This window comes from Pseudomonas brassicacearum subsp. neoaurantiaca (assembly GCF_013608025.1).
In the GTDB taxonomy this organism is placed as follows: Bacteria; Pseudomonadota; Gammaproteobacteria; order Pseudomonadales; family Pseudomonadaceae; genus Aquipseudomonas.
This window is the reverse complement of sequence record NZ_VDLV01000007.1, coordinates 22,094-35,037: the sequence shown is the minus strand read 5'-3', so window position 1 is coordinate 35,037 and position 12,944 is coordinate 22,094. Positions and strand designations below refer to the sequence as shown.

Annotated in this window: 9 protein-coding genes; 8 read left to right on the top strand and 1 reads right to left on the bottom strand. The window is 63.1% G+C overall.

The features are described from left to right. Window positions 1-104: 104 nt before the first annotated feature. The 4 genes from FHK92_RS05175 to FHK92_RS05160 all read left to right on the top strand — a co-directional run bounded on the left by FHK92_RS05175 (window position 105) and on the right by FHK92_RS05160 (window position 5,191). Window positions 105-1,007, top strand: a complete 903-nt coding sequence (locus FHK92_RS05175) for a LysR family transcriptional regulator (protein ID WP_181287137.1) — start codon at window positions 105-107, stop codon at window positions 1,005-1,007. Window positions 1,008-1,133: 126 nt separating this feature from the next. Continuing rightward, window positions 1,134-1,760 (top strand): glutathione S-transferase family protein, encoded by a 627-nt coding sequence (locus FHK92_RS05170; RefSeq protein ID WP_181287136.1) that lies wholly within the window; start codon window positions 1,134-1,136, stop codon window positions 1,758-1,760. Window positions 1,761-1,863: 103 nt separating this feature from the next. Beyond that, complete coding sequence (locus tag FHK92_RS05165) at window positions 1,864-3,057, top strand: DUF3142 domain-containing protein (protein ID WP_181287135.1); 1,194 nt, start codon at window positions 1,864-1,866, stop codon at window positions 3,055-3,057. After that, the gene (locus FHK92_RS05160) at window positions 3,044-5,191 is read left to right on the top strand and encodes a tetratricopeptide repeat protein (protein ID WP_181287134.1); all 2,148 of its coding nucleotides are present in this window, start codon (window positions 3,044-3,046) and stop codon (window positions 5,189-5,191) included. The genes FHK92_RS05165 and FHK92_RS05160 overlap by 14 nt, the downstream gene beginning before the upstream one ends. A 216-nt stretch (window positions 5,192-5,407) precedes the next feature. Here FHK92_RS05160 and lpdA read toward each other — a convergent pair whose 3' ends face one another. Further along, window positions 5,408-6,808, bottom strand: coding sequence for a dihydrolipoyl dehydrogenase (gene lpdA, locus FHK92_RS05155; RefSeq protein WP_181287133.1), 1,401 nt, complete (start codon window positions 6,806-6,808; stop codon window positions 5,408-5,410). Window positions 6,809-7,004: 196 nt separating this feature from the next. Between lpdA and FHK92_RS05150 the strand changes: the two genes are divergently transcribed. From FHK92_RS05150 to FHK92_RS05135, 4 genes are read left to right on the top strand one after another with little or no spacing between them, the layout of a single operon-like run. Beyond that, window positions 7,005-8,966, top strand: coding sequence for a protease modulator HflK (locus tag FHK92_RS05150; RefSeq protein ID WP_181287132.1), 1,962 nt, complete (start codon window positions 7,005-7,007; stop codon window positions 8,964-8,966). Further along, entirely contained in the window at window positions 8,963-9,997 is a 1,035-nt protein-coding gene (gene hflC, locus FHK92_RS05145; protein ID WP_181287131.1) for a protease modulator HflC, read from the top strand. Before FHK92_RS05150 ends, hflC begins: the two co-directional genes overlap by 4 nt. After that, entirely contained in the window at window positions 9,994-11,046 is a 1,053-nt protein-coding gene (locus tag FHK92_RS05140; RefSeq protein WP_181287130.1) for an SPFH domain-containing protein, read from the top strand. The genes hflC and FHK92_RS05140 overlap by 4 nt, the downstream gene beginning before the upstream one ends. After that, complete coding sequence (locus tag FHK92_RS05135) at window positions 11,043-12,938, top strand: cation-translocating P-type ATPase (protein WP_181287129.1); 1,896 nt, start codon at window positions 11,043-11,045, stop codon at window positions 12,936-12,938. Before FHK92_RS05140 ends, FHK92_RS05135 begins: the two co-directional genes overlap by 4 nt. Window positions 12,939-12,944 lie beyond the last annotated feature (6 nt).

Genomic DNA, 12,944 nt, shown 5'->3' with positions numbered 1-12,944 from the left:
CCTCCGGTTGGCTGCGGTTCGCTGGCCAACACCTCTACAATGGCGGTACTGCGCGGCTTTCAGGCGTGTTTAATCTTGTTTCAAGATTTCTCATCGGAGGGTGGATGGACAGGTTCCAGGAGATGCAGGTGTTTGTCGCCGTGGCCCAGGATTCCGGATTTTCAGCGGCCGCGCGACGCTTGGGCCTGTCGGCCGCCAGCGTGACGCGGGCGGTGGCGGCGCTGGAACAACGCATCGGTACGCCGCTGCTGGTGCGGACCACGCGCAATGTCTACCTGAGCGAAGCTGGCCAGCGCTTTCTCGATGACTGTCGACGGATCCTCGGGGATTTGCAGGAAGCCGAGGACTCGGCAGCGGGGAGTCACGCCCAGCCTCGTGGGCAACTGACCATTACCGCGCCGGTGCTGTTCGGGCAATTGTTCGTCACGCCAGTGCTGGTGGATTACCTGGGGCGCTTTTCCGAGGTTTGCGTCAACGCCTTGCTGTTGGATCGCACGGTCAGCATGGTGGAAGAGGGCATCGACGTTGCGGTGCGCATCGGCGAGTTGCCCGATAGCAGCCTGCACGCCGTCCGTGTCGGTGAGGTGCGACGGGTGGTGTGTGGCTCTCCCGAATTTTTCGCCCGTCATGGCCGACCTGAGCACCCGCAGGACTTGGAGCGGATGCCCGTGGTGTCGTCCTCGGCCATTGGCCAGGTCAGGAACTGGACCTTCGTCGAGGCCGGCCAGCCACTGTCGGTCCGGCCCTTGCCTCGACTGGTGGTCACGGCCAACCAGGCTGCCATTGGCGCGGCGTGCCAAGGGTTGGGGATGACGCGGGTCCTGTCTTACCAAGTGGCGAGCAACATTGCCGCTGGCGAGCTGGAAATCGTCCTGGCGGACTTCGAGCTGTCGCCCCTGCCGATCCATGTGGTGTACCAGGGCGGGCGCAATGCGCCGGCGCGGGTTCGCAGTTTCGTGGATTTCATGGTGAGCGCGCTGCGAGAACATCCGGCCCTGAAAGGTTGAGGCATTGTTCCGCTGATAGAAATAATGGATTGCGTTTACAGGTGATTCTATAGGGCCGGGCATGAGCAGAAGATGACTCCATCGACGCCGCATAACGATGGCGTCATTTCTCAGCGGAGTCGACCCATGAACCCAATCAAGCTCTATCACTTCCCACTCTCCGGCCACGCACACCGTGTCCAGTTGATGCTTTCGCTGCTCGAGCTGCCTACCGAGATTGTCTTCGTAGACTTGGCCAAGGGTGCGCACAAACAACCGGAGTTCCTTGCGATCAACTCGTTCGGCCAGGTGCCGGTCCTGGACGATAACGGTGTGGTGCTGGCGGACTCCAACGCCATTCTGGTGTACCTGGCAAACAAATACGGCCACGGTCGCTGGCTGCCGACGGATCCGGTCGGCGCCGCCCGCGTCCAGCGTTGGTTGTCGGTTGCTGCCGGTCCTTTGCATGCCGGTCCGGCCACGGCGCGCCTGATTACGGTATTCGGTGCTTCGAACAACGCCGAGGATGTGATTGCCCGGTCCCACAATCTGCTCAAAGTCATCGATCAGGAACTGAGCAACAGCGCCTACCTGGCAGGCGACGCGCCGACCATTGCCGACATCGCGGGCTACACCTATATCGCCCACGCGCCCGAGGGCAATGTTTCGCTGCAAGACTACGCCAACGTGCGCGCATGGCTGGCGCGAATCGAGGCCTTGCCAGGGTTCGTGGGCATGCCACGTACCGCGGTGGGCTTGCAAAAAGACGCTTGAGCATCGACCCGGTTGCGGCGAGGGTGCAATCGCCTTCGCCGCTGGTTTCTGTAAGACCACGGAAGCGTTAATCTGCCAGCCTTTCCCGGGGTGGCTACGCTTCATGACTTTTATCCACAGGCTCTCGCTGGCTTTCGCCGCGTTGCTTCTGAGCGGCTGTGATCAGCCCGCGCCGACCGTACTCGATCAACAACTCTATGTCTGGCAACGCCAATGGACGCCGGCCCACGAAGGCGCGTTGCGGCAGAGCCGTGGCGATTTCTCCAGCCTGCGGGTGCTGGCGTTGCAGGCGTTTCCCGGTGCCGGCTGGAGTCGCGCGCGTATCGATGCGGCGCTGCTCAAGGCTGACGGTCGACCGCTGATTGCGGTGATTCGCCTGGACGGCCAACTCAAATCCCTCGACCAGGACGATGTCATCGCACAGATCCAGCAATTGCTCGGCGATTGGCAAGCCCAGGGCCTGGCGCCGGTGGGGATTGAAATCGACCACGACGCCGGCAACGCACGGCTGCCAGCCTATCGGACCTTCCTCGCCCGGCTCCGGCAAACCTTGCCAGCGACCTTGCAACTGAGCATTACCGCGTTGCCGGCCTGGCTCAGCAGCCCTGAACTGCCCGAACTGTTGAAGATCGTGGACAGCAGTGTCCTGCAGGTGCATGCGGTCAGCGATCCGCGCCAAGGCCTGTTTGACGCTGAACAGGCCAGGCGCTGGGCCGAGCGCTGGGGCGATGTCACGGCGCGACCGTTCTACTTGGCGCTGCCGGCCTACGGCGTGGCGTTGCTGACTCAGGAAAGCGGCGTGCCTGTGGTGGAGAGCGAAGTGCCGATCGACCGGGGCGGCGAGCGTCGGGAGTTGCTGGCCGATCCGCAGCAAGTGGCCGGGCTTGTGATGAAGCTCCGCGCCGAACCGCCCAGGCATTTGAGCGGGTTGATCTGGTTTCGCCTGCCGCTGGTGGGGGACCGGCGGGTCTGGAGCCTGACCACCCTGGGCGCGGTGGCCCGTGGCGACAGCCTGGAAAGCCGCCTGGCCGTGCAGCTGGAGGAGCGTGATGGCCTCTACGATATCCGCCTGGTGAACCAAGGCAATCTCGACCTGCCTTGGCCCCAGCGCCTGACCCTGGCGGTGAGCGCGTGTGACGGGGTCGATGCCCTGGCCGGTTATACGTTGCAACAAACCCCCGGACTGCTTACCTTCACCCGCATTCAGGAAGGCCGCTTGGCTGCCGGTGCCCAGCGGGCGATCGGCTGGGCGCGCTGTACGAAAATTGACCAAGGAGGATTCAATGTCTACCCGTAAGTGGCCTCGTCGCCTGCTGTGCCTGAGCCTCAGTTTGCCGTTGGGTCACGCGTGGGCCTGCGGACCGGAATTCCCGTTGCGCCTGCTGGATAACCGCGCCCAATCCTTGGCGGAGCTGCCCGAAGGCAGCTTTCGTTTCGAGATCAGCCGTCTTGGCCAGGCCATTGCAGGGTTGAAGCCGACCACGGAGGCAACGAGCAATCCTGATTACAGCTACGACGACGTCTCTTCCTACATAGAACAGCGCACCAAGGCTGAACAGCTTGGCCTGACCCCACCGCAACAAGCCGTGGTCGAGCGTCTGCGGGCGTTGGGGGATGTCGAACAGGTCGCCACCGAAGCGGCGAATCTGCCCGCCGAGCTGCGCTTGTACGCCGTTGGCGCGGCGGCCTTCAATGCGGGCGATCATCAGCGCGCCGTCGAGGCATTCCAGCAATTGCTGGCGTTGCCGGCCGACGAGCGTCGCCTGCGCAGCACCTGGGCAGCGTATTCCTTGGGCCGCGCATTGTTTGCCATGAGTGCCGAGGCCGGCAGTGGCGAACCCGCCGTGTTGCTGGATCAGGCGCGGCAGGCGTTCCGCCAGGTCCGCGAGCTGAGCATTGCCGGTTTCAGCGACCCGCTGGAGTTGGGCGTCGCCAGCCTTGGCGAGGAAGCCCGGGTGGCCTATACCGCCGACGACTGGGACAGCGCCATCGGGCTGTACGCGAGTCAAAACCTGCAAGGCTCCCCGGTGGGCTACAGCTCGTTGCTGCAGTTGGCGGGTGGCTTGAGCGTCGAGCCGGAAGAACGCCTGCGCACGTTGCTCAAGGCCAAAGCCGTCCAGCGCCTGGTGACGGCTTATCTGCTCAGTCGCGTTGGCTGGTGGGACGGTGAAGAGCCGTCCGGGGAGAAAACCCTCGTCAAGCTGTTGCAAGCCAGTGCCCAAGGCAACCTGGAGGATGCCGACCGCTTGGCCGCCGTGAGTTATCAACACGGTGACTACGCCAGTGCCAAAGCCTTTGTGGAAAAGGCCGCCGACACCGGGTTGGCCTGGTGGGTACGAGCCAAGCTCGCCCTGCGCGACGGTGACAAGGCTGCCGCGGCGGCGGCTTATGCCAAAGCCGCCCAGGCATTTCCCAAGGACGAATCGTGGGGCGGCCGACGCACACCGGACTGGGACTACGAAACAGTACAACCCAAGTGCCGGGTCGACGGCGAAAGCGCGATCCTGGCGCTGCAACGGGGCGACTACCTGCAAGCTTTCGATCAGCTCTATCGCGGCCAGTACAATTATTGGTACGACGCGGCGACCGTCGCCGAGCGGGTGCTGACCGTCGATGAACTCAAGCAATATGTCGATGGCCAGGTCCCGGCACCACCGCCGTTGAGCCAGCAAGATCGAGACAATTACGTACCGTTGTCGGTGGCGGCGAATCTGCGCAACCTCTTGGGTCGTCGTTTGCTGCGCGAAGGTCGCTACGATGAAGCCCCGGCTTATTTCGATAATCCCGAGCTGCAGGCCAAGGCCCGCGCCTACGGACAACTGCGTGAGGATGCCGAGTCCAAATGGTTGCCGACCCGCCGAGCCGAGGCGTATTTCAATGCGTCCGTCATCGCGCGCCGGTCCGGCATGCAGCTGCTGGGCTACGAAATGGCGCCGGATTACGCCAGCCTGGAAGGCAACTACAGTTTTGAACCGGTGGAGCTCAAGGTCGGTCCGCTGGTGGCCGAAGGCGAAGTGCAACGGCAACAGGCCAGCGCCGCCCAACCGGACGTGCGCTACCACTATCGTTTCGTCGCCACGGCGCTGGCGAGCCAGGCCGCCGATCACTTGCCACATACCAGCCAGGCGTTCGCGGCGGTGTTGTGCAGGGCAGTGGGCTACAACTCCAGCCTCGAAGAACAAAGCGCGCTGTACCAGCGTTATGTGAAGGAGGGGCCTTATGTGGAGTGGGCGTGGGATTTCGGCCACCAATGCCCGGAACCGGCGTTCGACCAGGCCAACAAGCGCTACGTGACCCAGGCGCTGGCGCCTGTTCGCTCGGCGTTGCGGCCATTCAAAATCTGGTTGGAAGTGGGAGGCGCAGTGCTGGTGGTCGCCGTTGCGCTGGCCTTGATCAGTCGTCGCAAGCGCAAGGCGCGGATGGCGGGGTAACGCCGCTTATTGAAGAAAAAACACAGGCCCTTTGGCGAGGGAGCTTGCTCCCGCTGGGCTTTGTAGGAACTGTGTAGGAGCTGCCGAGCGAAGCGAGGCTGCGATCTTTTGATCTTTCGCTTGAGATTCAAGTGGCTGGGGAAAGATCGCAGCCTCGCTTCGCTCCGCAGCTCCTACAGACCCAGCGGGAGCAAGCTCCCATGAGATCGTCGCGTGCTACATCTGCGTCGCCATCCCCTCCACATTCATCGCCGCCTGGCGCAACGCCTCCGAGCGTGTGGGGTGCGGGTGGCAAATCAGCGCGATGTCTTCGGCTGAGGCGCCAAACTCCATGGCCACGCAGTATTCGCCGATCATCTCGCTGACACTCGGCCCGACCAGATGCACGCCGAGAATTTCGTCAGTGTGTTCATCGGCCAGGACCTTGGCGAACCCTTCGGTCTCATGGTTGATCTTCGCCCGGCTGTTGGCGGTAAAAGGAAATTTTCCAACCTTGTAGGCGCGGCCTTCGGCCTTGAGCTGCTCTTCGGTCCTGCCGACGCTGGCCAGTTCCGGACGGGTGTAGATGACGTTCGGGATCAGGTCGTAATTGACCTCGCCGGCCTTACCGACGATCTGTTCGAGGCAGGCCATGGCCTCATCCTCGGCCTTATGGGCCAGCATCGGTCCGGAAGTCACGTCGCCAATGACCCAAACGCCGAGGGCTTCGGTGCGGTGGCGCTGGTTGGCGAGCATGCCGCGTTTGTCCGTCGCCAGGCCGACGTTCTCCAGGCCCAGCCCTTGGGTATAAGGCCGACGGCCGATGGCGACCAGCACGTAGTCGGCATCCAGGGTCTGTGCCTCGCCACCTGACGCGGGTTCGAACTGCAATTGCACGCCGTTTTCGGAGGACTCCGCGCGAGTGACCTTGGTGCTCAATTTGAATTCGATGCCCTGTTTGGCCAAGGCCCGTTGCAGGGTCTTGGCGGTCTCGCCATCCGTCCCCGGGCAAATGCGATCGAGGTATTCCACCACGGTCACTTGGGCACCCAGGCGTCGCCAGACCGAACCCAGCTCGAGGCCGATGACGCCTGCGCCAATCACCACCAAATGCCGGGGCACCTCGGCCAAGGACAACGCGCCGGTGGAATCCAGGATGCGGCGGTTATCGATATCCACGCCCGGCAGCGGCGTCGGCTCCGAGCCGGTGGCGATAATGATGTCCTTGGCGCTTAGCTCAACCTTGTTGCCGTCTTCGCCGGTCACAGTCACTTTGCCGGGCCCATCGATATGGCCCCAGCCCTTGATCCAGTCGACCTTGTTCTTGCGAAACAGAAACTCGATGCCCTTGGTCAGGCCTGCCACGCTTTCGTCCTTCTGCTTCATCATCTGTGCGAGGTCGAGGGTAGGGCTGACGTTGATGCCCAGATGAGCGAATTCGTTGCCCTTGGCCGCGTCGTAGAGTTCGGACGCGTGGAGCAGCGCCTTGGAGGGCATGCAGCCGACGTTCAGGCAGGTGCCACCCAGGGTGGCGCGACCTTCGACGCAGGCGGCTTTCAACCCCAGTTGTCCGGCTCGAATGGCCGCGTTATAGCCGCCGGGTCCACCGCCCAGAATGATCACGTCGTAATTGCTCATCACCGATCTCCCGCATGGCTGAAAAAATTATGATCATAATATGAGCGCGTCGAACGATCACGGTCAAGGCTCAACGCCTATCGTGAAGAATTCAAAACAGAAATTTCACAGCAATAGTTATAAGGTAACGACACGTAACGGAACGGCGGTGGCGTAGACCACAGTCCGGATTTTGGTCGCCACGAGCTGGGGTGGTATGCAAGTCGATCTTGAGGTTGAAGACGCACAGGTGGCCGAATGGCCGCGCTTCCAGCAGGCCGCCTTCCAAGCGCGCCGCTTGAGGCGGATTGCTTTTGCGTTGGGCGGTCTGGCGGGTTTCGCACTGGTGCTGGCGTTTTTCATCGGCGTGTTCTCACCACAATCGGTGTGGCCGGCCTTGTTGGTCGGTCAAACCGCCGGCCTATGGGTACTGGTGGCGGGCCTGCAATCGGCGTGGTGGGTGACGCAGTGGCGCCGCACGACATTGCAGCCGGCTGTGGATATCTCGCCTATACCCCGCGAGCCTGTTGATAACCTGGGCGCTTACGAGCGACTGCTTGAGCGAATCAGCACCCGGTGGAGCGGTTTGTTGAAGCAAATCGGCGCGCCTGTCTTATGGCTTGGTGGCTGGGCGCTGCTGATCCTGCTGAGTCTGGAGCAAGTCTGGAGCCTGGCTTTACCGGCTGCTTCCCTCGGTGTCGCGGCCAGTGTTGGCGCGGTGCTGTCGTTGTCAGTGGCGTTTGGCTTGTTGGTGTTTGAACGTCACCTGGCGCAACAACCCGTGATCGAATGGCCAGAAGCACGGCCGCTGGCGCAACTGGCACGAGTGGCGATCATCGTCCTCGTGCTTGGTGCCTTTTGCCTGCTCTTCGCCGGGGAAACGTCGATCTGGCCGGCGCGCCTTGCGGTGCTGATGGGCATATTGCCGGGGCTGGTGGCGGTGGAGTTGTTGCTTCGTGCAGCGTTGGCGTTATTCAGCCCGCGGCGCGATACGTTGGAGCCAACATTGTTGGGGCGAAGTGTGCTCGCCGACCTGCTGCGCTGGCCACCGCAGCCGCTATTGGCCCTGCAGCATGAGTTGCACAATCGCTTTGGCATCGACCTGCGCCAGATCTGGGCGTTCAGCTACATGCGCCGGGCGTTCTGGCCAGTATTGGCGGTGGTGTCGCTGGTCGGCTGGTTGCTGACGGGCGTGCATGAAGTGCCGCTGCAAGCGCGCGGCATTTATGAGCGTTTCGGCGAACCGGCGCAGGTTTTCGGCCCGGGTTTGCACGTCGGGTTGCCTTGGCCGTGGGGCAGGGTATTGAGTGTCGAGAACGGCGTCGTGCATGAACTGGCAACCAGCGTCGGCGATGCTCGCGTCACTACCGAGGCCGCGCCAGCGGAAGGACCGGCTCCGGCCATTGCCAATAGGTTGTGGGACGCTAGCCACGTGAACGACAAATCTCAGGTCATTGCCAGCCAGCGCGCCGATCAACAGAGCTTCCAGATCGTCAACATGGATGTACGTTTCGTCTACCGCATCGGCCTGACGGATGCGGCGGCGCTGGCCGCGACTTATAACAGCACCGATGTGCCAACGCTGATCCGCAGCACCGCCAGCCGCATCCTCGTTCATGAGTTTGCGTCGCGGACATTGGACGGATTGTTGGGTGCCGACCGGGTCAGCCTGGCCGAGGAAATCGGCAAGGCAGTGCAGGCCGACTTGCAGTCACTCGATAGCGGCGTGGAAATCCTGGCAACCGTGGTCGAGGCGATTCACCCTCCGGCTGGCGCGGCCAATGCCTACCACGGCGTACAAGCCGCGCAGATCGGTGCCCAGGCGCTCATCGCCCGGGAGCGCGGCGCCGCTGCGGAGCAAACCAACCAGGCGCAACTGCAGGCCAGCAATGCACACGACCAGGCCGAGGCCGCCGCCCGCGAAATCAACGCTGCCGCGCAGGCTGCGGACTTGCGCTTTGAGGCGGAACGCAAAGCCTACGCAACAGCGGGCCATGCCTTTGTGCTGGAGCAATACCTCGGGCAACTGAGCCAAGGGCTGGGCAAGGCGAGCCTGCTGATCCTCGACCACCGCCTCGGCGACAACGGCAGCCTGCCGACCATTGATTTGCGAACCTTCACATTGCCGACAGACCCCGTATCGCCACGTAACCCTGTCCAGCCAGGAGCTGCCCATTGAGCCAGTCTTCTTCACACGGCCATCACGACCATACCGATCACGCCCATGCCGGCCATCACCATGGACACCACCACCATCATCATGGCGATCCGCAGCCCGCCGGGCCATTTCCCTGGAGACGGATGGGGTGGGCGGGGCTGCTCGTGGCGTTTGCCATCGCGGCGGCGAGCCTGGTGCAAGTGCGCTCGGGCGAGGCCACGGTGATTACGCGTTTTGGCAACCCCGCGCGGGTATTGCTGCAGCCGGGCCTTGGCTGGCGCTGGCCGGCACCGTTCGAAGCGGCGATCCCGGTGGACTTGCGGCTGCGTACCACCTCCAGCGGATTGCAGGATGTCGGTACGCGGGACGGTCTGCGAATCATCATCCAGGCTTATGTGACATGGCAGGTGCAGGGCGACCCTGACAATGTGCAGCGTTTCATGCGTGCAGTGCAGAATCAGCCGGATGAAGCCGCGCGGCAGATTCGCACGTTTGTCGGCTCAGCCCTGGAAACCACGGCCGCCAGTTTCGACTTGGCGAACCTGGTCAATACCGATGCGAACAAAGTCCGCATAGCCGATTTCGAAACCCAACTGCGCCGGCAGATCGAACAGCAATTGCTCACGACCTACGGCGTGCGGGTGCTGCAGGTTGGCATCGAACGCCTGACCTTGCCCTCGGTGACGCTCAACGCGACGGTGGACCGTATGCGCGCCGAGCGCGAGACCATCGCCACGGAGCGCACGGCCATCGGTAAGCGCGAAGCGGCGCAGATTCGCTCAGCGGCTGAACGTGACGCGCGGGTCCTGCAGGCCGACGCGACCGTCAAGGCCGCTGCCATAGAAGCGCAATCACGAGTCGAAGCGGCCGAAATCTACGGCAAGGCCTACGCGGGATCTCCGCAGCTCTACAATCTGCTGCGCTCGCTGGACACCTTGGGCACGATCGTCAGCCCGAGTAGCAAGCTGATCCTGCGCACCGACGCGGCGCCATTCCGAGTCTTGGTGGACGGTCCTCCCACCGAGGAATTGAAAGACGGTAAGCGACCATGAGTTTGGTTCCACGTGGAACAAATGAGTTGTCGAGTCCATGGATCCAGGCGGGGCGCTTGGCTTATCTCGCTCTTTATGCCGTCACGGTGCTGGCCGCGTTGGCCTGGATCTTTTCGAATGTTCGGCAAATCGACCCGCAGGATCGTGCGGTGATCCTGCATTTCGGTGCGCTTGATCGCATCCAGAATGCGGGACTTTTATTGGCGTGGCCGCGTCCCGTGGAACAAGTCATCTTGCTCCCGGCAGCGGACCGAGTCCTGGAGCGCAGGGTAGAGAATCTGCTGCGTTCGGATGCGGCGTTGCAAGCGGATCGTGTGGCCAGTTTTGCCTCTCCTGTCAGTGATGCCCTGGCGGGTTCCGGTTATTTATTGACCGGCGATTCGGGCGTGGTGCAACTGGATGTTCGGGTGTTCTACAAGATCACTGAGCCTTATGCCTTCGTTCTGCAGGGCGAGCATGTCTTGCCGGCACTCGACCGCCTGGCGACCCGCAGTGCCTTGGCGCTTGCTGCCGCGCGGGACCTGGACACCATTCTGGTGGCTCGCCCTGAACTGATGGGCAGCGACAGTCAGGCCGCCGAACGTCGTGAACGCTTGCGCGGCGATTTGGTACAAGGCATCAACCGACGGCTGGCTGAACTTGCCGCGACAGGGCAGGGCCTGGGCATCGAAGTGGTCCGGGTCGATGTGCAATCGAGCCTGCCGGGGCCGGCGGTCAACGCATTCAACGCCGTGCTCACCGCCAGCCAGCAGGCCGACAAAGCGGTCGCCAATGCCCGCACTGAAGCCGAGAAGCAAAGCCAGGCATCCCGCCAAGAGGCCGATCGTGCGATACAAGTCGCTCATGCCCAGGCCAGCGAACGGCTCGCCAAGGCGTCGGCTGACACAGCCTCGGTGTCGGGGTTGGCGAAGGCCCAAGGCAGCGATCCGCAAATGCTGCTGCGCCTGTACCGTGAACGCATGCCGGGCATTCTTCGTCAGGCCGACTCAGTGACCACGGTCGACCCAAAGGACGATTCCCGTCTGATCATTCAGGGAGCCGGACAATGACCGCTCAAGCCGCTGCTTCACCCATGTTGTCTTCAGCCGAGCAGCGTTCAGCCGCTCGGCAACTGACCCTGGCGATGCTCGCCCTCGGTTTGCTCGCGTTGGGTCTGGCCTGGCGCGGCTGGTCGCCGGAGCAGAGCGGCGTCAGTCAGTTGCTGTTGGGCGCAGCCTCGCTATTGGTGGCGGTTCCGGTAATGCGGTCCGCCTGGTACAGCCTGCGTTATCCGAGCCTGCATGGCATCACTGATCAGTTGATCGCTCTTGCGATGCTCGGTGCCTGGGCCACTGGCGATCTGCTGACGGCTGCGTTGTTGCCGATCATCATGATCTTCGGCCACGTGCTGGAAGAGCGCAGCGTCATCGGCTCCCAAGAAGCGATTCACGCCCTCGGTCAACTGACCCGCAGCCAGGGCCGCAAAGTGCAGGCGGACGGCTCGATCATCGAAGTCGATAACGGCACGTTGCGGCCCGGCGATGTGGTGGAGGTGCGCGCCGGTGACCGAGTGCCGGCGGACGGTCGGGTCTTGTCCGGCCAGGCGAGCCTCGACACCGCGCCCATCACTGGCGAGTCGGTGCCCTTGGAGGCGGGGGTGGGGGTCGAAGTCTTTGGTGGCGCGATCAACCTCGACGGTCTGCTGCGCCTTGAGGTGACCCGCATCGGCGATGAGTCGACGCTGGGCAAGGTCATCGCGCTGATGCAAAACGCGGAGCGTTCCAAACCGCCAATCACTCGCTTGCTGGAGCGCTACGCCGGCAGCTATCTGGTGCTGGTGTTGTTGCTGGCGGCGGTGACCTGGTTTGTCACCAACGATGCCCAGGCGATGCTCGCGGTTCTGGTGGCGGCGTGCCCCTGCGCCTTGGTGCTGTCGGCGCCGGCCACGGCGATCGCCGGCATCGCGGTTGCAGCTCGCCATGGAATCCTGATCCGTAGCTCGGCGTTCCTCGAAGAGCTGGCGGATCTGACTTCGCTGGTGATCGATAAGACCGGCACCCTGACCTATGGCACCTTGCGCTTGCAATCGATCGAAGGGGCCCAAGATGATCCAGAGGTGTGGTTGCCCTTGGCCGCCAGTCTTGGATCGGCCAGTAGCCATCCGGTCAGCCGCGCGCTGGCCGGCCTGGTGGAGCAACATCAATATTTGCCGCTCACGGACATTCATGAGCGCCAGGGCTTGGGTGTGGTCGCCATGACTGGAGAGGGCGAAGCTGCGCTCGGCCGTCCCGAGTTGTTTGCCCGGCTGGGCATTCAGACCACGACCGTACCCAACCATGACGGCCCGATCGCCGGCTTGGCCCTGGACGGACAATTCCTCGCTTGGCTGTTGCTGGCCGACAGCGTCAAGCCGGAAGCGCGGCTGGCAATGACTGAGTTGCGCACGCTTGGCCTCGGACGCCAATTGCTGTTGACGGGTGATCGCCAGAGCGTGGCCAACGCGTTGGCCCAAGAGGTTGGTATTCAGGAGTTGCAAGCGCAGGCTTTGCCGGAAGATAAACTCCAACGGGTCATGGCCGAGATTGACCACGGCTTCCGGCCCATGGTGGTGGGGGACGGAATCAATGACTCATTGGCTCTCAAGGCTGGCGTGGTCGGCGTGGCGATGGGCGCGGGTGGCGCGGATATCGCTCTCGCGTCGGCGGACATCGTGTTGATCGGCAGCGACCTGCGGCGCCTCGGGACTTGCGTGCGCCTGAGTCGGCAGTGCCGGCGGACATTGCAAGTCAACGTAATCATTGGTCTAGGCTGGACGCTGGCCATCGTTGCTTTCGCCGCATTCGGCTGGCTTGGGGCGGCGGGGGCGATGATCGCGGCGTTGCTGCATAACTTGAGCACGCTGTTGGTACTGGGCAATGCCGGGCGACTGCTACGCTTCCAGGAGCCGCTGCCAAAAATCTAGGCTGTG

Excerpts from the sequence above, each read along its gene's own strand:
- FHK92_RS05140 (WP_181287130.1), top strand. The coding sequence starts at position 9,994 with ATGAGTTTGGTTCCACGTGGAACAAATGAGTTGTCGAGTCCATGGATC.
- FHK92_RS05160 (WP_181287134.1), top strand. The coding sequence starts at position 3,044 with ATGTCTACCCGTAAGTGGCCTCGTCGCCTGCTGTGCCTGAGCCTCAGT.
- lpdA (WP_181287133.1), bottom strand. The coding sequence starts at position 6,808 with ATGAGCAATTACGACGTGATCATTCTGGGCGGTGGACCCGGCGGCTAT.
- FHK92_RS05150 (WP_181287132.1), top strand. The coding sequence starts at position 7,005 with ATGCAAGTCGATCTTGAGGTTGAAGACGCACAGGTGGCCGAATGGCCG.
- FHK92_RS05170 (WP_181287136.1), top strand. The coding sequence starts at position 1,134 with ATGAACCCAATCAAGCTCTATCACTTCCCACTCTCCGGCCACGCACAC.
- FHK92_RS05165 (WP_181287135.1), top strand. The coding sequence starts at position 1,864 with ATGACTTTTATCCACAGGCTCTCGCTGGCTTTCGCCGCGTTGCTTCTG.
- FHK92_RS05135 (WP_181287129.1), top strand. The coding sequence starts at position 11,043 with ATGACCGCTCAAGCCGCTGCTTCACCCATGTTGTCTTCAGCCGAGCAG.
- FHK92_RS05175 (WP_181287137.1), top strand. The coding sequence starts at position 105 with ATGGACAGGTTCCAGGAGATGCAGGTGTTTGTCGCCGTGGCCCAGGAT.